This is a genomic window from Piscinibacter defluvii, assembly GCF_004011805.1.
Lineage (GTDB): Bacteria > Pseudomonadota > Gammaproteobacteria > Burkholderiales > Burkholderiaceae_C > Piscinibacter > Piscinibacter defluvii.
The window spans coordinates 202,379-220,966 of record NZ_ML137196.1; the positions used below are offsets into that span (position 1 = coordinate 202,379).

Consider the following 18,588-nt stretch of genomic DNA (forward strand, 5'->3'; position numbering starts at 1 on the left):
TCGATGTCGGCGCGGATTGTCGCCGCGGGGGCTCAATCGGTGCCACGCCGCCAGACCGCCAGCAGGGATTTGACCTTGGCCCAGGTGGACAGGCGTTCGTCGGACAGCGCGTCGAGGAAATCCGACAGGCGCTTGGACTTGACCATCGTGTAGACGGTCAGGAAGGTGGTGGGCACGAACACCAGCGCGAAGTAGCCCAGCTTGGTCCACAGCGAGGCCTCGGCCTCGGCGATCAGGTTCATGCCCAGGAAGCCGGTGGTCACGGTGCCCACCAGGCCGAAGATCGTCACCACCGTCAGCCGCACCACGGTGTTGGCCTGGCGGCGCAGCGAGTCGGCGTCGAGGTAGGCGTTCATGTCGTGGATGCGCTCCTTGACCTCGGCGTACAGCGGGTCCAGCCCGAGGTGGTTCGAAGCCATGTGGAACAGCGCGCGCGCCTGCGCCTGCTCGGCCACCTCGTGGAACCAGTAGCGGTGCGTGAAGCGCAGGAACACCTCGAAGCTCTGGCGGATCGCGCGCTTGAAGCGCCGCACGCTGGCCGGGTCGCCCACGTCCAGCGCCTTCAGCGCCTCGACCAGCCGGTCGGAGAACATCAGCAGCGCGGCCTTCTGGAAATGCGCGATCAGGAACAGCATGAAGTGCTGGTGCCGGAACTGCGCCAGCACGCCGCGGTCGCGGCAGCCGAAGAACTCGCTGCGCGCGTCGCCCACCACCACCAGCGAGTGCCCGCTGCACAGGTAGCGGGTGTGCGGCGCTGCGCCGCCGTCGGACCAGAAGCGGTCGTAGCAGAAGCGCTGCTCGAAGTCGGACAGGTGCTGCGCGGCGTAGGGCAGCGCCGTGTCGCCCTCGCGCGGGCCGGCCCCGGTGACCAGGCCCAGGCGCACGAAGTCGTTGCGCGTCAGCGCCTGCGGCTCGTCCAGCGCGAGGAAGGCCATCAGCGGCATGCGGTAGTACTCGATCTGCCGGTAGCGCAGCATGCCCTCGCGGTCGGAATGTGCCGGCACCAGCGGCTCGAGCAGGAAGGCCCAGTGCGCCGCGATGCGCGGCGCGCGGTGCTCGCAGACATGGGCCATGAACAGCTCGCGCTGCTGCGCGTCCGAGCGCGCCAGCACGCGGCCGTCGCCCGCCAGCCACTCCACCTCGTGCAGGCAGTGCAGCGCGTGGCCCTGCGCGTCCCAGCCCGCGGGGTAGGCGCGGCCGAAGCGGTACAGCAGCTCCTGCGCGCGCGGCAGCGGCAGATCGTTCGCGGCGACCTCGAGGTTCAGGATCACGACGTCGACGTCGTAGAAGAAATACAGGTCGACGTGCACGATCGAGAGCCTCAGCGCCGGCTCACCCGGCCGCGTGACGGCGCGCACCGCGCTCACGTCGTGGCGCCGGAACACCCGCAGCGGCGGGCCGCTGCCGGGGGCGGTGGCTCCATGCCCGGAGCGGCCCTCGCCGTACAGGAAGCGCTGCACGTAGGGCAGGAAGGTGACGAACTCGTTGTAGTGGCGCTCGTGGAAGGCCTCGATGCCGCCGGTGTACTCGTCCACCACCTCGCGCCAGGGCGAGGCCTCGCCCTGGTCGCGCAGCAGCTGCCAGGGCGGCACGCGCTCCGGCCCTGCGCCGGCGGGCGGCCGGGTCGGCATCAGCCGCAGCGGCCACAGCAGCACCTGGCGCAGGTGGCGCACCGTCGGCACGCCGCCGGGCCGTTCGCCGGCCGGGGCCTCGGCCTGCACGGGCGTGGGCTGCAGCATGAGCGGCAGTGTAGTCACGCGTCAGCCTCGCGTAGCGAATCGGGTGTACTTTCCGTCCATTCCCAACCGAAGGAGACCCCCCATGCCCCTGCCCCGCGACGTCTTTGTGGTCGGTGCCGCGCGCACCGCGATCGGCACCTTCGGCGGAGGCCTGAAGGATGTGCCGCTGGCCGACCTGGCCACCCTCGCCGTGAAGACGGCGCTCGAGCGCAGCGGCGCGGCGCCCGCCAGCGTGGGCCATCTCGCGATGGGCACGGTCATCCCGACCGAGCCGCGCGACGCCTACCTCTCGCGCGTGGCCGCGCTGAACGCCGGGCTGCCGAAGGAGACGCCGGCCTTCAACGTCAACCGGCTGTGCGGCTCGGGCCTGCAGGCCATCGTCTCGGCGGCGCAGGCGATCACGCTGGGCGACTGCGAGGTCGCCGTCGGCGCCGGTGCCGAATCGATGAGCCGCGGCGCCTACCTGCTGCCGCAGGCCCGCTGGGGCGCGCGCATGGGCGACAGCCCGATGCTCGACATGGTGGTCGGCGCGCTGAACGACCCGTTCCACAAGATCCACATGGGCATCACCGCGGAGAACGTGGCCGAGCAGTTCGGCATCAGCCGCACGATGATGGACGAGCTGGCGGTCGAGAGCCACCGGCGCGCCGCCGCGGCCATCGCCGACGGCCGCTTCAAGAGCCAGATCGTGCCGGTGGTGATCCCGAGCAAGAAGGGCGACCTGAGCTTCGACACCGACGAGCATGTCAAGCCCGGCACGACGATGGAGACGCTGGCGAAGATGCGCGCCGCGTTCAAGAAGGACGGTTCGGTCACGGCCGGCAACGCCTCGGGCATCAACGACGGCGCCGGTGCGGTGGTGCTGGCCAGCGCCGACGCGGTGAAGGCCGGCAACCTGAAGCCGCTGGCACGCCTGGTGGCCTATGCGCACGCCGGCGTCGAGCCGACCATCATGGGCATCGGCCCGGTGCCGGCGACGAAGCTTGCGCTGGCCAGGGCCGGGCTGAAGGTGGGTGATCTGGACGTGATCGAGTCGAACGAGGCCTTTGCCGCGCAGGCCTGCGCGGTGGTCAAGGAACTGGCGCTCGACCCGGCCAAGGTGAACCCGAACGGCTCGGGCATCTCGCTCGGCCACCCGATCGGCGCCACCGGCGCGATCATCACCACCAAGGCGCTGTACGAGCTGCAGCGTGTCGGCGGGCGTTATGCGCTGGTGACGATGTGCATCGGCGGCGGCCAGGGCATCGCCGCGATCTTCGAGCGCGCCTGATCAGTCGCGCGCGGCGGCCCAGCGGCCGTCGCGCTCGTCCACGGCACCCTCGGCGCGCAGCTTGACGAGGTGCGCCAGCAGCGAGCGCAGCGCCACCGGGTGCATGCGCGCCGGCACGTCGTCGTAGACGCGGGCCAGCAGCGCCTCGGCCGGTGCCGGCCCGAGCGAGCGCAGCGCCTCCAGCACCTTGGCCTCGCGCCGCAGGCGGTGCGTGATCAGGCGCTCGAAGGCGGCGCGCGGCGGCGCGATCAGGAAGCCGTGCCCGGGCGCGAGCCAGTCCAGTTCGAGCGTGGCCAGCGCACGCAGCGAGGCCAGGTAGGCCGCCATGTCGCCGTCCGGCGGGTCGATCACGACGGTGCTGCCCTGCATCACATGGTCGCCGGTGAACAGCAGCCGCTCCTCCAGCAGCAGGTAGCACAGGTGATTGGAGGCGTGGCCGGGTGTGTGGATCACCTGCAGCGTGGCGCCGTCCAGGGCCAGCGTCTCGCCGCCGGCCAGCGGCTGGTCCGGGCGGAAGCTGTCGTCCTGGCGCTGCGCATGGTCGGCCAGGCGGCCGAGCAGGCGCGCGCCGGTGCGCTCGCGCAGGCGCTGCGCGGCCGGGGAATGGTCGCGGTGGGTGTGCGTCGCGAGGATCGCCTCGATCGGGCCCGGTGCGGCCGCCAGCAGCGCCTCGACATGCCCGGCGTCGTCCGGCCCGGGGTCGATCACGGCCCAGGTGTTGCGCGGCCCGCCGCCGACCAGGTAGCTGTTGGTGCCCGGGCCGGTCATCGCCCCCGGGTTGCCGGCGGTGACGCGGATCACCCTCTGCGACAGCCGCACCGGGTGGCCGGCGCGGATCTCGTAGAGCGCGTCGCCGCGCCCGGCAGGGTCGAGCCGGCCGATCTCGGCCCAGGCCGGCTCGTCCGGCGCCACCGGGCGTTCGCCGCGCGAACCGGTCGCCACGCGACCGAGGATCGGCGGCACCTCCGCCTGGGCGCGCGCCCAGGCGAGCGCGGACTCGACGTCGTCGAATCCCCGCAGCCACTCGAGCGTGCGGCGCGTCGGTGTCATCAGCTTCAGCCCGGCCGCGGCGTCCAGCGCCTCGGCGGGACGCAGCCAGCGCTGCTCGACCAGCTCGTCGGCGTCGTGGCACGGCTCCTGGCCAGCCGGTGCCCGGGCGACGAAGAAGCGCGTGTCGAAGCGCTTGGCGCGGCCGACCGGAGTGATCCAGTGGCTCAGGTAGACCAGCGCGCCGAAGGTCAGCGTCAGGCCCTCGGCGGCGCACAGCTCGGCGAGGCTGCGCTCACCGCGCGCCAGGGGCGCGCGCCAGCCCTGCAGGCGCTCGACCGGCAGCGCCGGCGCGGCGAACAGCAGCGCGCATTCCTCGACGCACTCGCGCACCGCGGCGGCCCAGTGGGCCAGCGCGGTCGGGGCGTCGGTGCGCAGCCGCGTCGCGGCGGCGGCCGCGTCGAAGCGGCCGGCGTGGACGGCAGCCGCGTGGTCGGCCGCGTCGACCAGCCCGCCGGGGAACACCCAGGCGCCGCTGTTGTGATCGCCGCGTTCGGCGCGGCGCAGCAACAGCGCCTCCGGGCCGCGCGGGCCGTCGCGCAGCACGACGACGGTGGCCGCCGGGCGCGGCGGCCGCTCGCTCAACGGCGGAATCCGAGCTCGACGCTGAACCACTGCGGGTTCAGCTTGGCCAGCGGGCCGCGCAGCTTCTCCAGCTCGGCCGGCGGCGCATGCACCTCGAGCCGGGTGATTTGGGCGATCTTCAGCGCCTCCTGCAGCGTCGGGCCGACGTTGTCGAGGTGGGCCAGCACCGCCGCGGCGTCGTCGTAGCCCTCGCGGCAATGCGCCTCGTCGCCGCTGAACGAGAAGGCGTAGTGCACGCAGCCGGGCTCGGTGCGCGTCTTGGCGACGAAGGTCTCGCCCAGCGCCTTGAACTCGGCCATCTTGCCGGGCTGGACCTTGAAGTAGGGCACGAGCGTGCAGCAGGTGTCGGTGGCGGGCATGGTCTTGTCTCCTGTGGTGGTGTGGGCCCGGCGGCGATCGTAGCCTCGGCGCGCCGATCCTGCTTTGTGTAGAGTGTTCGCGACCATGCTCGCCTTCTCCGACGTCCAGGCCGCCGCCGAGCGTCTGCGCGGCATCGCGCACCGCACCCCGGTGCTGAGCTCGCGCACGCTCGACGCGCAGCTCGGCTGCCAGGTGCTGATGAAGGCCGAGAACCTGCAGCGCATGGGCGCCTTCAAGTTCCGCGGCGGCTACAACGCGGTGAACGTGCTCCCGGCGGCCGAGCGGGCGCGCGGCGTGATCGCGTTCTCCTCCGGCAACCATGCGCAGGCGGTGGCGCTGGCGGCCCGCCTGCACGGCTGCCCGGCCGCCATCGTGATGCCCTCGGACGCCCCGGCGCTCAAGCTGGCGGCCACGCGCGGCTACGGTGCCGAGGTGATCGTCTACGACCGCTACACGCAGGACCGCGCCGCGATCGCCGCGCAGCTGGCCGCCGAGCGCGGCGGCGCGCTGATCCCGCCCTTCGACCACCTGCCGGTGATGGCCGGCCAGGGCACCACGGCGCTCGAGCTGATCGAGGACGCCGGGCCGCTGGACGCGCTGATCGTCTGCGCCGGCGGCGGCGGGCTGCTGTCGGGCTGCGCGGTGGCCGCCAAGCACCTGCTGCCGGGCATCGAGGTCTACGGCGCCGAGCCCGAGCGCGGCAACGACATGCAGCAGTCGCTGCGGCGCGGCGAGATCGTCACGATCGAGGTGCCGCGCACCATCTGCGACGGCCAGCAGACGCAGGCGGTCGGGCGCCAGCCCTTCGAGGTGATCCGCCGCCTGGTGAAGGACGTGCTGACGGTGCCCGACCCGGTGGTGGTGCAGGCGATGCGCTTCGCCTTCGAGCGGATGAAAATCGTGCTCGAGCCCTCCGGCGCCTGCGCGCTGGCCGCGCTGATGCAGCACCGCGAGCGCTTCGCCGGCCGCCGCGTGGGCGTCACGCTGTCGGGCGGCAACGTCGGCATCGAGCGCTTCGTCGCGCTGCTGTCGGGCGCCGAGGCCGTCGACTGATGCGCTGGCCGCGCGCGCTGGGAGGCCTGCTGCTCGCCGGTGTCGCCCTCGGCGGCGCGGCGCTGCTGCTGGCCAGCTTCGGCGAGGTGCCGCCGCGCCGGCTGGCCGACGCCCTGGAGCGGCGCGCCCGCGGCCACGACGGCCTGGCCGGCGATGCGGCGCGCCTGCTGGCGCGCGCGGTCGGCGCGTTGGACGCCCGGCTGGCCCCGTTGCCGCTGCGGCCCGCCTGGGCTGTCGGCGTCCAGCCGCAGGGTGCGGCGGCAGTGCCGGCGCTGCGCGAGCAGCTGGCGCTCGACGACGCACAGCTGCGCCAGGCACTCGCTCAGGCGCGCCCCGGCGACGTGATCACGCTGCTGCCCGGCGCCTGGCGCCTGTCCGCCCCGCTGGACGCAAACCGGCCGGGGCGCGCCGACGCCCCGATCACGCTGCGGGCACGCCGGCCGGGCGAGGTGACGCTGGAGGTCGACACGGTCGAGGCGCTGCGTGTCAGCGCGCCGTACTGGCACGTCGAGAACCTGGTGCTGCGCGGCGTGTGCCGCGAGCACTCGGACTGCGAGCACGCCCTGCACGTCAGCGGCGACGCGCGCGGCTTCCAGGCGCGCCACAACGAACTGAGCGACTTCAACGCCCACGTGAAGGTGAACGGCCACGACGGCCGGTTCCCGGACGACGGGCTGCTGGAGCACAACACGCTCGCGAACAGCGCCGCGCGCCGCACGGACAACCCGGTGACGCCGGTGGACATCGTCGGCGCGAGCCGCTGGACGCTGCGTGCCAACCTGATCGCCGACTTCGTGCGCGAGGCCGCCGACACCACCAGCTACGGCGCCTTCGCCAAGGGCGCGGCCGAGGGCACGCGCATGCTGGGCAACGTGGTGCTGTGCGAGCACCGGCTGCGCGGCCGGCCGGGCTCGCGGGTCGGGCTGTCGCTGGGTGGCGGCGGGTCGCAGCCCTACGCCTGTCGCGACCGGCGTTGCGTGGTCGAGCACGACGCCGGCCTGATCGAGGGCAACCTGATCGCGTTCTGCTCCGACGCCGGCATCGACCTGAACGGCGCCGCGCGCAGCCTGGTGCGCCACAACACGCTGGTGGACACCGGCGGGCTGTCGGCGCGCACCGGCGCCAGCAGCGCCGAGCTGGACGGCAACCTGGTCGACGGTGCGCTGCTGGCCCGCCAGGGTGCCAGCCTGCACGGCAGCGACGACCTGGCCACGCCCTTGTGGCGCCTGTACCTCGGCAGCCACCCGCAGCGCGCGCTGTTCGCCGACCCGGCGGCGCTGGACTTCGCCTGGCGCGACGGGCCGCCGCGCCGCGCCGCGGCCGCCGCCTCGGCGCCGACCGACCTGTGCGGCGCCAGCCGACCGGCGGCACCCGCCTACGGCGCGTTCGAGGATTTCCGCGCCTGCACGGTGCTCACGCCGCGCTGAAGGCTTCGAGCACGTTGACCGTGTTGACCCCCACTTCATCCACCGCGTAGCCGCCCTCGAACACGAACACCGTGGGCAGCGCGAGCGCGGCGAGGTCGCGCCCGAGCGTGAGGTAGTCGGCGCTGGCCAGGCGGAAGCCGGAGATCGGGTCGCCCTCGAAGGTGTCGACGCCGAGCGAGACCACCAGCGCGCCCGCGCCGTACGCGCCGATCGCCTCCAGCGCCGTGGCCAGCCCGGCCCGCCAGGCGGCGAAGCCGGTGCCGCGCGGCAGCGGCAGGTTCAGGTTGCAGCCCGCGCCGGCGCCGGCGCCGCGCTCGTCGGCATGGCCGAGGTAGAACGGGTACTCGGTGCGCGGGTCGCCGTGGATCGAGGCGAAGAACACGTCGGCGCGCTCGTAGAACAGGGCCTGCGTGCCGTTGCCGTGGTGGTAGTCGACGTCCAGCACCGCGACGCGTGCGTGGCCGGCCGCGCGCAAGGCCTCGGCGGCCAGCGCGGCGTTGTTCAGGAAGCAGTAGCCACCGAAGAAGTCGGCCCCGGCATGGTGGCCGGGGGGACGGGTCAGCGCGAAGGCGGCGCGCTCGCCCCCGGCCACCGCCTGCGCGGCCTGCACCGCGCAGCGCGCGCCGGTGCGCGCGGCGGCCCAGCTGCCGGCCGTCAGCGGCGTGCCGGCGTCGAACGAATACAGGCCCATCCGGGCGGCGAAGTTGTCCGGCTCCACGTCGGCGCGGAAGCCGCGCACCGGCCAGACCGAGGGCAGCGCGTCGAGCGCCGCGTTGGCCGGGTCGAGCGCGACCCAGTCGTCCCAGGCGCGCGCCAGGAAGCGCAGGTAGCGCGGCGCGTGCACCCGCTGCAGCAGGGCCTCGAAGGCCATGTCGTCCTCCGGCCCGGGCGTGGCCAGGCGGCCGAGGCCGCGCCGGCGCAGCTCCGCCAGCACATGGTCGAGCCGCTGCGGCACCTCGTGGCAGGGCACCAGGCGGCCGCGGAACATCTCCTGGCGGCCGGCGTGGCGGGCGTGGTCGGGGTTGTGCAGGACGAGCATGTCGTGAAGATTCTCCGCCACCCCGAGGCCGCGGGGACGGATCCGCGCCTTCTTGCGCTAGGCTCCTCGCGCCATGCTTGCGCCGCTCCCGCACGCCGTCCGCACCGAACGCGCCCTGCGCGCCGCGCGGCCGACCATGGTGCTGCTCAACCCGCGGGCCGCCGGCGGGCGCGCAGCCGCGCTGGCCGGGCCGATGCGCGACTGGCTGGCCGGGCACGCGCCCGGGGTGGCGCTGGTCGAGTCCGACAGCATCGAGCGCTCGCGCGCCACGCTGCAATGCCTGCCGCGCAGCAGCCGCGTGGTGCTGGTGGGCGGCGACGGCACGCTGCACCACATGCTGCCGGTGCTGCTGACGCACCGCCTGGCGCTGGGCATCGTGCCGCTGGGCAGCGGCAACGACACCGCTCGTGCGCTGCGCGTCGATACCCTGGCCTGGCCCGAGGCGCTCGAGCTCGCGCTGAACGGCCCGACGCGGCGCATGGATGTCGGCGAGCTGATGACGCCGCGCCGCCAGGTGCCGTTCATCTCCAGCCTGGCGGCCGGTTTCGATGCCGCGGTGGGCCAGCGGGCGTTGGTCGCTCCACGCGCGCTCACCGGCCTGCCGCGTTACCTGTGGGCGACCTTCGCCGAGCTGGCCGGTCTGCACCACCACCGCCTGCGCGTGGTCGCCGACGGTCAGCTGCGCCACGAGGGCGAGGCGCTGTTCGCCTCGGTGCTGAACACGCCGAGCTACGGCAGCGGCATGCCGGCCGCGCCGGCGGCGCGCGTGGCCGACGGCCAGCTCGACCTGCTGCTGGCCGGCCCGCTCGGCCGGGTGGAGGCGCTGGCGATGCTGCCGCGCCTGCTCAAGGGCACGCACCTGCGCAGTGGCAAGTGCCAGACCTGGCGCTTCCAGCAACTGCGCGTGGAAAGCGCCGACGAGCTGCCGCTGGCCGCCGACGGCGAACCGCTGCCGCCCTTGCGCAGCTTCGAGGTGCGGCTGCGCGCCAGCGCGATCAGCGTGGTTGCGGCGCGGCCGCAGAAAGCACCGGAGCGGCCCGGCTGAAACGCGCGTCGTAGGCCCCGGTGTAGCGCTCGACGGTCAGGCCGTCCATGTCGATGGCCGGCGCGTGGCCGGAGATCAGGTCGGCCATCACGCGGCCGGTGCCGGCAGCCATGGTCCAGCCCAGCGTGCCGTGGCCGGTGGCGAGGTAGAGATTCGGCAGCCGGGTCGGGCCCACGATCGGCGTGCCGTCGGGTGTCATCGGGCGCAGGCCGCACCAGAACTCGGCCTTCGCCACGTCGCCGCCGGCCGGGAACAGGTCGCTCACCACATGCTCCAGCGTGCGGCGGCGCGCCTCGTGCAGTTGCAGCGTGTAGCCGGCCAGCTCGGCCGTGCCGCCGACGCGGATGCGCTCGCCCAGGCGCGTCACCGCGACCTTGTGCGTCTCGTCCATCACGGTCGACTCCGGGGCGCCGGAGGCATCGGTGATGGGCACGGTGATCGAGTAGCCCTTCACCGGGTAGACCGGGATGTGCAGGCCCAAGGGCTTGAGCAGCGTGGGCGAGTAGCTGCCCAGTGCCAGCAGGTAGGCGTCGGCCTGCAGGCGCCCGGCGCTCGTCGCCACGCCGGTGATGCGGCCGCCTTCGGCCTCGATGCGCTCGATGGCCGTGCCGTAGCGGAACTCCACGCCGGCCTGTGCCGCCAGGGCGGCCAGGTTCTGCGTGAACTTGAAGCAGTCGCCGGTCTCGTCGCCGGGCAGCAGCAGGCCGCCGACGAACTTGTCCTGAACGCGCGCCAGGGCCGGCTCGTGGCGGATGCAGCCGGCGCGGTCGAGCAGCTCGAAGCGCACGCCGTAGCGCTTGAGCACCTCGATGTCGGCCCCGGTGCCGTCGAGCTGCTTCTGGGTCCGGAAGAGCTGCAGGGTGCCCTGGGTGCGCTGGTCGTACTGGATGCCGGTGGCCGCGCGCAGCTCGCGCAGGCAGTCGCGGCTGTACTCGGCCAGGCGCACCATGCGCCCCTTGTTGAGCTCGTAGCGCGCGGCGGTGCAGTTGCGCAGCATCGCCAGGCCCCAGCGCACCATCGCCATGTCGAGCTGCGGTCGGATCACCAGCGGGCGGTGGTGCATCAGCAGCCACTTGATCGCCTTGACGGGCACGCCCGGACCGGCCCAGGGCGCCGAGTAGCCGGGCGACACCTCGCCGGCATTGGCGAAGCTGGTCTCCAGCGCCGCGCCCGGCTGGCGGTCGACCACCGTGACCTCGTGCCCGGCCTTGGCCAGATGCCAGGCGCTGCTCACGCCGATCACGCCGCTGCCCAGAATCATCACCTTCATGCCGCGCACCCCCGCTTGGATGGACGGGAAGCTTATCGACGCGCCCCCCGCAGAACTCGCGGGTTTTCGACGAGGTCCGTTTCCGGCACCGAATCTTCCAGCCCCCGGCCCGTCACGCGCCGAACAAGATTCGCCCGCACAATGGGCCACGCATGGAACGAACCACGATGAGCTCCGTCCCTCCCTTCGTCGCCCCCACCCGCTTCGACGACCCGCAGCAGGCCCTCGCCCAGGTGCGCGCCATCTACGACAGCGGCGTGGCCTACCTGCGCCAGGCGATGCAGCGCTTCGTCGCCGGCGAGGACGTCGGCACCCATGTGCGGGCCTGCTACCCTTTCGTGCGCGTGCGCACCGAGACCGTGGCCCGCGCCGACTCGCGCCTGTCCTACGGCTTCGTCGCCGGGCCCGGCAGCTACGAGACCACGCTGACCCGGCCCGACCTGTTCGGCAGCTACTACCTCGAGCAGTTCCGCCTGCTGCTGAAGAATCACCAGGTGGCGCTGGAGGTCGGCACCGGCACGCAGCCGATCCCGGTGCACTTCTCGTTCGCCGAGCATGACCATGTCGAGGGCAGCCTGGACGCCGAGCGCCGCCTGCTGATGCGCGACGTGTTCGACCTGCCCGACCTGAACGCGATGGACGACGGCATCGCCAACGGCACCCACGAGCCGCGCCGCGGCGAGCCCGAGCCGCTGGCGCTGTTCACCGCGCCGCGGGTGGACTACTCGCTGCACCGGCTGCGCCACTACACCGGCACGGCGCCGGAGCACTTCCAGAACTTCGTGCTGTTCACGAACTATCAGTTCTACATCGACGAGTTCGTGCGCCTGGGCCACGAGACCATGGCCAGCAGCGCGAAGGCGCAGGACTACGTGGCCTTCGTCGAGCCGGGCAACGTGGTCACGCGGCGCGCCGGCCTGCCGGCACAGCCCGGCGACGAGCTCGGCGCCGCCCCGCCGCGCCTGCCGCAGATGCCGGCCTACCACCTGGTGCGGCCGGACAACGCCGGCATCACGATGGTCAACATCGGCGTCGGCCCGGCCAACGCCAAGACCATCACCGACCACATCGCGGTGCTGCGCCCGCACGCCTGGATCATGCTCGGCCACTGCGCCGGGCTGCGCAACACGCAGCAGCTGGGCGACTACGTGCTCGCCCACGGCTACGTGCGCGAGGACCATGTGCTCGACGAGGAGCTGCCGCTGTGGGTGCCGATCCCGCCGCTGGCGGAGGTGCAGGTGGCGATCGAGTCGGCGGTGGCGGAGATCACCCAGCTCAAGGGCTACGAGCTCAAGCGCATCATGCGCACCGGCACGGTGGCCTCCACCGACAACCGCAACTGGGAGCTGCTGCCCTCGCGCAACGTGCCGAGCACGCCGGAGCGCCGTTTCAGCCAGAGCCGCGCGATCGCGCTGGACATGGAAAGCGCGACCATCGCCGCCAACGGCTTCCGCTTCCGCGTGCCCTACGGCACCTTGCTGTGCGTGAGCGACAAGCCGCTGCACGGCGAGATCAAGCTGCCCGGCATGGCCAACAAGTTCTACCGCGACCGGGTCGACCAGCACCTGCGCATCGGCATCCGCGCCATCGAGCTGCTGCGCGAGCAGGGCGTCGACCAGCTGCACAGTCGCAAGCTGCGCAGCTTCGCCGAGGTCGCGTTCCAGTAGCGGCGGCGCTCGCCCCGTCTCAGCGCGCCGGGCGCTGCAGGATCACCTGCTCGGCCCACTGCGCCTGCTGCGCGCTGCAGCCCGGCTCGCTGGCCGTGCGCTGGCCTTCGCGGTTGAAGTAGACGACGCAGCCGTCGTCGAAGCGCACGCGCCAGGTCTCGAACATGCCCCGCTCCAGCGCCGGCGCGCCCGACGCGGCCTGCCCCGGCGGCGTGCCGGGGGCCGCGGCCAGCGGGCGCAGCGAGGACACCAGGTCGTTCATGTCGCGCTCGCGCAGGCGCCGGTAGCTGCCCGGCTCGAGCACGATGCAGCGGCCACGGTACTCGGCGTCGCCGCACAGCTCCCAGCGCCCGCTGCGCACCTGCACCGACGAGGTGGTGTCGTTGAAGCCCTCGGGCTGCAGGTTCACCACCGGCCCGGCAGCGCGGAACACCCGGCCGGCGAAGTCGTCGTGCTCGTACAGCTCGATGGCCGGCGCGCCCGGGGCGGGCAGGCCCGGTGCCGCGCCTGCGTCGAGGCGGCGCAGCGAGGACACGCGGTCGTTGAAGCCGAACGCGTTCAGCGAGGCGTGCCGGCCCGGCCCGAGCGTGATGCAGCGGCCGCGGTAGTCGGCGTCCTCGCACAGCTGCCACTGGCCGCTCGGCACGTTGACCGACGAGACCTGGTCGTTGAATCCGAGCGGCGCGAGGTTGGGCGTGTCCTCGCCGGCCGCGAAGCGCCGGCCCTGGAAGCTGTCGTGCTCGTACAGCTCGATCGCACTGCTGCCGCTGCCGGCGCGGCGCACCGACGACACGCGGTCGTTCATGCCGTAGGCGCGCAGCGACGGGTGCCGGCCCGGGTTCAGCGTGATGCACTGGCCGCGGTAGCCGGCGTCCTCGCACAGCTGCCACACGCCGCCGCGCACCTCGGCCGACGAGACCCGGTCGTTGAAGCCCAGCGGGGCAAAGTTCTCGGTGTCGCGCTCGGCCGTGATGGAGCGGCCCTGGAAGTTGTCGTGCTCGTACAGCGTGACCTGCGCCGTGGCGCACGCCGCCACTCCCAGGCCGGCCAGCGCCAGCGCGGCGCGGATCCATCCGCGCAGTCCGCCACCCTCGTGCTTCATGTGCCGTGCTCCTCCCGCCCTGCCGGGCCGTTGCCGCGCCTTGTAGCGCCCGCCCCGGGGGCGGTCAATGCGCGCCCGCAAGCGCGGGCCAAGGCTCACGGGTCACTCAACGTTTCGGTGCGAGACCGGGGATGACGGCTTTACAAACCTTGACGGCCAACAAGCACTGGGGCAAACCCGGGCCCGGACACTGCGCCCATGCCCCGACTGCCCCTTCGACGCCGCCATGCCACCGTGATGCTGCTGGCCACCCTCGGGCTGGCCGGCTGCGCCAGCCTGCCGGCTCCGGCCACGCCGCCGCAGGCCGGCGTGGCGGTGCCCGTCGCCTGGTCGGCGGGCGCCGGCACGCGCGAGCCCGCGTCCCTGGCCGACTGGTGGCAGCGTCTGGGTGACCCGGTGCTCGGCGGCCTGGTGCGCGACGCATTGCAGGCCAACACCGACATCGAGTCGGCCCGTGCCGCGCTGCGCCAGGCGCGGGCGCTGGCCGAGGTTCAGGCCGGCGCGGGCGCGTCGCTGGACGCCAGCGGCTCGGCGCAGCGCGCCCGCTCCGCCTCGCGCGCGGCGACGAACAGTGTCGGCGTCGGCATCGACGCGAGCTGGGAGCCCGACCTGTTCGGCGGCCGGCGCGCCGCCACCCGTGCCGCCGAACTCGACGCCAGCGCCAGCGCCGCCACCCTGGGCGACGTGCAGGTGTCGGTGGCGGCCGAGGTGGCGCTGAACTACGTCACCCTGCGCGCCACCGAGGCGCGCCTGGCGATCGCGCTGGACAACCTCGCCAGCCAGCAGGAGACGCTGCAGATCACGCAGTGGCGCGTGCAGGCCGGCCTGGCGACCTCGCTGGAGGCCGAGCAGGCGCGTGCCGCGGCCGAGCAGACCCGGGCGCAATCCCAGTCGCTGGCCACCAGCGCACAGCAGTCGCGCCATGCGATCGCGCTGCTGACCGGGCGCAGCCCGGACGCGCTGGTGCTGCCGGCCGGCCGCATCCCGCAGGCCGACGCCGAGCTGGCGCTGGCCTTCCCGGCCGACACGCTGCGCCAGCGGCCCGACGTGCGCGCCGCCGAGGACGCCGCCGCGGCCGCCGCCCAGCGTGTGGCCAAGGCCGATGCCGACCGGTACCCGAGCCTGCGGCTGAGCGGCTCGCTCGGGCTGTCGGCGCTGACCCTGTCCGGCCTGAGCGGGCCCGGCTCGGTGGCCAGCGCGATCCTCGCCAGCGTGGCCTGGCCGGTCTACGACGGCGGCGCCGCGCGCGGCCAGCTGCGCGCCCAGCAGGCGGCCTACGAGCAGGCCGGGGCACGCTACCGGGCCGCCGTGCTGACCGCGCTGAAAGACGTCGAGGACGCGCTGGTCGCGCTGCGCGGCGACCGCGAGCGCCTGGCCACGCTGCGCGCGGCCGCCGAGGCGGCCGGCAACGCGGCCCTGCTGGCACGCCAGCGCTACGCCAGCGGCCTGGTGGACTTCCAGACCGTGCTGGAGACGCAGCGCTCGCAGCTCAACGCCCAGGACAGCGTGGCCGCGGCCGAGGCCGCGGTCGCCACCGACCACGTGCGCCTCTACAAGGCGCTGGGCGGCGGCTGGCAGCCGGATGCCGCCGTCGCCGCCAACGACCCCTCACCCGTCACGAAATGAGCCCCACCGAAGCCCTGCCGCGACACAGCGCCGACCAGATCGCCGCGCTGCTGGACGAACCCACCGCCCGAGCGTGGTGGAAGCGCCCCTGGACCTGGGGCGCGCTGACCCTGCTCGTGCTGGCGCTGGCCGGCGCGCTGGCCTGGCAGTCCGGCCGGCGCGCCGCGGCGGCGCCGAGCTTCGTCACCGAGCCGGTGCAGCGCGGCACGCTGACCGTCACCGTCAGCGCCGACGGCACGCTGCAGCCGACGCGTTCGGTCAACGTCGGCAGCGAGCTCTCGGGCACGGTCGCACGCGTGCTGGTCGACGTGAACGACCGGGTGAAGAAGGGCCAGGTGCTGGTCGAGCTCGACACCGCCAAGCTGCGCGACCAGATCGCCAAGTCGCGCGCCGCGCTCGCCTCGGCCCAGGCCGGCGTGGCGCAGGCCGCGGCCACGCTGAAGGAGGCGCAGGGCAACCTGGGCCGGCTGGAGGAGGTGTCGCGCCTGTCCGGCGGCAAGGTGCCGGCGCAGAGCGAGCTCGACACCGCGCGCGCCGCGCTCGAGCGCGCCCGGGCCGACGAGGCCGCCGCGCGTGCCAGCGTGGCCAACGCACAGGCCCAGCTGTCCACCGACGAGACCAACCTGGCCAAGGCCTCGATCCGCGCGCCGATCGACGGGGTGGTGCTGACGCGCTCGGTCGACCCGGGCAACGCGGTGGCCGCCTCGCTGCAGGCCGTCACGCTGTTCACCCTGGCCGAGGACCTGAGCCGGCTGCAGCTGGAGGTGAACGTCGACGAGACCGACGTCGGCCTGGTGGCCGCCGGCCAGCAGGCCGGCTTCACGGTCGGCGCCTACCTGAACCGACGCTACCCGGCCGTCGTGACCCGCGTGGCCTACGGCTCGACCAAGACCGACAACGTGGTCACCTACACCACGCTGCTGTCGGTGGACAACCAGGACCTGAGCCTGCGTCCGGGCATGACCGCGACCGCGACGATCCAGACCAGCGAGCGCCCGCCGGCCCTGCTCGTGCCCAACACGGCGCTGCGCTTCACGCCGAACCTCGGCGGCGCCAGCGCGGCGGCGTCGGCGCCGGCCGGCAGCACCAGCATCGTCTCGCGCCTGATGCCGCGGCCGCCGGGCAGCGTGGCGCGACGTTCGGCCACACCGGCCAACGGCAGCAACGGGGGCGCACGGCAGCTCTGGTTGCTGCGCGACGGGCAGCCGGTGGCGGTGCGCGTGACGGTCGGTGCGAGCGATGGACGGCGTACCGAGGTCACCGCGGCCGATCTGAAGGAGGGCGACGCGGTGATCGTCGACCAGCGCAGCGGGGCGGGTCGGTGAGCGAGCCGCTGATCCGCCTCAGAGGCATCACCAAGACCTACGGCCAGGGCGCGGTGGCCTTCCAGGCGCTCAAGGGCGTGGACCTGGACATCGAGGAGGGTGACTTCGTCGCCATCATGGGCCCGAGCGGCTCGGGCAAGTCCACCGCGATGAACACGCTCGGTTGCCTGGACGTGCCGACCAGCGGCGACTACCTGTTCCGCGGCATCGCGGTGCAGAAGCTGACCCGCGACCAGCGCGCGCGGCTGCGGCGCAAGTTCCTCGGCTTCGTGTTCCAGGGCTTCAACCTGCTCGCGCGCACCACGGCGCTGGAGAACGTCGAACTGCCGCTGCTGTACCGCGGCGAGCCGGCGGCGGCGCGCCATGCCCAGGCACGCGACGCGCTGGCCTCGGTGGGCCTGGCCGGCTGGGAGCACCACACGCCGGCCGAGCTTTCGGGCGGGCAGCAGCAGCGCGTCGCGATCGCGCGCGCCATCGTCACCAACCCGCAGGTGCTGCTGGCCGACGAACCGACCGGCAACCTGGACAGCCAGCGCAGCATCGAGATCATGCAGCTGCTGTGGCGGCTCAACACCGAGCAGGGCATCACGGTGCTGATGGTCACGCACGAGCCGGACATGGCGGCCTTCGCGCGGCGCGTGGTGCGCTTCGTCGACGGCCGCGTCGAGAGCGACCGGCGCAACCCGCATCCGGCCGGGCTGGCCACGGCCGTCGCCGAAGGAAGCGCCTGATGTGGTTCAACACCCTGCTGCTGGCGCTGCGCGAGATCCGGCGCAACCTGCTGCGCTCGTTCCTCACGATGCTCGGCATCGTGATCGGCGTCAGCGCGGTGATCACGATGGTGACCCTGGGCAACGGCGCGACACGCGCGGTGCAGGCGCAGATCGCCAGTCTGGGCAGCAACCTGCTGATGGTGCTGCCCGGCCAGCGCATGGGCCCGGGCAGCGCCGGCGGGCCGGCCTTCAATGCGAGCGACGTGGAGGCGATCGCGCAGCAGATCGGCGGCCTGCGCGCCGTCGCGCCCGAGGTGCGCAGCAGCGCGACGCTGGTGGCCAACGGGCGCAACTGGTCGGCCGGCGTGACCGGCTCGACGCAGGACTGGTTCGGCGTCGCCAACTGGACCTTCGCCGCCGGGCGCGGCTTCGAGCCCGACGAGGAGCGTGTCGGCGCCGCGGTGTGCGTGATCGGCGCGACGGTGCGGCGCGAGCTGTTCGGCGCGGCCGATCCGCTGGGCGCGCAGATCCGCGTCAAGAAATTCTCCTGCACCGTGGTCGGGCTGCTGGGCGCCAAGGGCCAGGGCGCGATGGGCAACGACCAGGACAACCTGCTCGTGCTGCCGCTGGCCACCATGCAGCGCCGCGTGGTCGGCCACACCCGCATCAACACCATCCTCGTGTCGATGCGCGACGGCACCGACGCCACGCGCGTGAAGGAGGGCCTCGAGGAGCTGATGCGCGAGCGGCGCAAGCTGGCCGAGAACGAGGACAACAACTTCAACGTGCTGGACACGCGGCAGATCGCCGACACCATGTCGGGCACGACGCAGGTGATGACCATGCTGCTGGGCGCGGTGGCCGCGGTGAGCCTGGTGGTCGGCGGCATCGGCATCATGAACATCATGCTGGTCAGCGTGACCGAGCGCACGCGCGAGATCGGCGTGCGGCTGGCCATCGGCGCGCTCGAGCGCGAGGTGCTGCTGCAGTTCCTGGTCGAGGCGGTGGTGCTGGCCGCGCTGGGCGGGCTGATCGGCATCGTGCTGGCCACCGCGGCCTCGCTGTCGCTGGCGCAGCTGATGAACATCCCCTACGCCTTCGACGCCTCGATCAACCTGCTGGCCTTCGCGTTCTCGGCCGCGATCGGCGTCGTGTTCGGCTACTTCCCGGCCCGGCGCGCGGCGCGCCTCGATCCGATCGAGGCGCTGCGGCACGAGTGAGCGCCGGGCGGGCATACCCCGCGGTTTGGGCGCTAGCCGGCGCCCACCTGCCCGTCTAAGCTCGCGCGACCGGCGGCGAGCTCGCCGTCACCAGGGAGCA

The 18,588-nt window shown here is 73.5% G+C and carries 15 protein-coding genes; 9 read left to right on the plus strand and 6 right to left on the minus strand.

The window, feature by feature from the left end; all coding sequences use genetic code 11:
• Positions 1-32: 32 nt before the first annotated feature.
• Entirely contained in the window at positions 33-1,739 is a 1,707-nt protein-coding gene (locus tag D9C15_RS00920) for a magnesium transporter CorA family protein (RefSeq protein WP_127996095.1), read from the minus strand.
• Between the two features lie 82 nt (positions 1,740-1,821).
• On the opposite strand from D9C15_RS00920, the gene D9C15_RS00925 reads away from it, so the two are divergent.
• Positions 1,822-3,009, plus strand: a complete 1,188-nt coding sequence (locus D9C15_RS00925) for an acetyl-CoA C-acyltransferase family protein (RefSeq protein WP_127995548.1) — start codon at positions 1,822-1,824, stop codon at positions 3,007-3,009.
• On the opposite strand, the gene D9C15_RS00930 is transcribed toward D9C15_RS00925, so the two are convergent.
• Both D9C15_RS00930 and D9C15_RS00935 read right to left on the minus strand, forming a co-directional pair.
• Positions 3,010-4,641, minus strand: a complete 1,632-nt coding sequence (locus tag D9C15_RS00930) for an MBL fold metallo-hydrolase (RefSeq protein ID WP_240668243.1) — start codon at positions 4,639-4,641, stop codon at positions 3,010-3,012.
• Positions 4,638-5,000 (minus strand): putative quinol monooxygenase, encoded by a 363-nt coding sequence (locus D9C15_RS00935; protein WP_127995550.1) that lies wholly within the window; start codon positions 4,998-5,000, stop codon positions 4,638-4,640. The genes D9C15_RS00930 and D9C15_RS00935 overlap by 4 nt, the downstream gene beginning before the upstream one ends.
• Positions 5,001-5,085: 85 nt before the next feature.
• On the opposite strand from D9C15_RS00935, the gene D9C15_RS00940 reads away from it, so the two are divergent.
• Complete coding sequence (locus tag D9C15_RS00940; protein ID WP_127995551.1) at positions 5,086-6,054, plus strand: threo-3-hydroxy-L-aspartate ammonia-lyase; 969 nt, start codon at positions 5,086-5,088, stop codon at positions 6,052-6,054.
• On the plus strand, positions 6,054-7,481 hold the full coding sequence (locus D9C15_RS00945; protein ID WP_127995552.1) for a chondroitinase-B domain-containing protein: 1,428 nt from the start codon (positions 6,054-6,056) through the stop codon (positions 7,479-7,481). The genes D9C15_RS00940 and D9C15_RS00945 overlap by 1 nt, the downstream gene beginning before the upstream one ends.
• On the opposite strand, the gene D9C15_RS00950 is transcribed toward D9C15_RS00945, so the two are convergent.
• Positions 7,468-8,520: a histone deacetylase family protein gene (locus tag D9C15_RS00950; RefSeq protein WP_127995553.1), complete on the minus strand. Its 1,053-nt coding sequence runs from the start codon at positions 8,518-8,520 to the stop codon at positions 7,468-7,470. The two genes, D9C15_RS00945 and D9C15_RS00950, sit on opposite strands and share 14 nt — an antisense overlap.
• Before the next feature lie 73 nt (positions 8,521-8,593).
• Here D9C15_RS00950 and D9C15_RS00955 point away from each other — a divergent pair, with 73 nt between their 5' ends.
• Entirely contained in the window at positions 8,594-9,565 is a 972-nt protein-coding gene (locus D9C15_RS00955; RefSeq protein ID WP_127995554.1) for a diacylglycerol/lipid kinase family protein, read from the plus strand.
• Here D9C15_RS00955 and D9C15_RS00960 read toward each other — a convergent pair.
• Positions 9,516-10,835, minus strand: a complete 1,320-nt coding sequence (locus tag D9C15_RS00960; RefSeq protein ID WP_127995555.1) for a D-amino acid dehydrogenase — start codon at positions 10,833-10,835, stop codon at positions 9,516-9,518. The two genes, D9C15_RS00955 and D9C15_RS00960, sit on opposite strands and share 50 nt — an antisense overlap.
• A 167-nt stretch (positions 10,836-11,002) precedes the next feature.
• Here D9C15_RS00960 and D9C15_RS00965 point away from each other — a divergent pair, with 167 nt between their 5' ends.
• Positions 11,003-12,502, plus strand: a complete 1,500-nt coding sequence (locus D9C15_RS00965; protein ID WP_127995556.1) for an AMP nucleosidase — start codon at positions 11,003-11,005, stop codon at positions 12,500-12,502.
• A gap of 19 nt (positions 12,503-12,521) precedes the next feature.
• Here D9C15_RS00965 and D9C15_RS00970 read toward each other — a convergent pair whose 3' ends face one another.
• The gene (locus D9C15_RS00970; RefSeq protein WP_127995557.1) at positions 12,522-13,604 is read right to left on the minus strand and encodes a beta/gamma-crystallin; all 1,083 of its coding nucleotides are present in this window, start codon (positions 13,602-13,604) and stop codon (positions 12,522-12,524) included.
• 198 nt (positions 13,605-13,802) lie between these two features.
• Between D9C15_RS00970 and D9C15_RS00975 the strand changes: the two genes are divergently transcribed.
• The 4 genes from D9C15_RS00975 to D9C15_RS00990 are packed head-to-tail and all read left to right on the plus strand — an operon-like array spanning position 13,803 to position 18,488.
• The gene (locus D9C15_RS00975; protein WP_240668244.1) at positions 13,803-15,230 is read left to right on the plus strand and encodes an efflux transporter outer membrane subunit; all 1,428 of its coding nucleotides are present in this window, start codon (positions 13,803-13,805) and stop codon (positions 15,228-15,230) included.
• Positions 15,227-16,555 (plus strand): efflux RND transporter periplasmic adaptor subunit, encoded by a 1,329-nt coding sequence (locus D9C15_RS00980; protein ID WP_127995558.1) that lies wholly within the window; start codon positions 15,227-15,229, stop codon positions 16,553-16,555. The genes D9C15_RS00975 and D9C15_RS00980 overlap by 4 nt, the downstream gene beginning before the upstream one ends.
• The gene (locus D9C15_RS00985) at positions 16,552-17,286 is read left to right on the plus strand and encodes an ABC transporter ATP-binding protein (protein WP_127995559.1); all 735 of its coding nucleotides are present in this window, start codon (positions 16,552-16,554) and stop codon (positions 17,284-17,286) included. Before D9C15_RS00980 ends, D9C15_RS00985 begins: the two co-directional genes overlap by 4 nt.
• Complete coding sequence (locus tag D9C15_RS00990) at positions 17,286-18,488, plus strand: ABC transporter permease (protein ID WP_127995560.1); 1,203 nt, start codon at positions 17,286-17,288, stop codon at positions 18,486-18,488. The genes D9C15_RS00985 and D9C15_RS00990 overlap by 1 nt, the downstream gene beginning before the upstream one ends.
• The last annotated feature ends 100 nt before the right edge of the window (positions 18,489-18,588 follow it).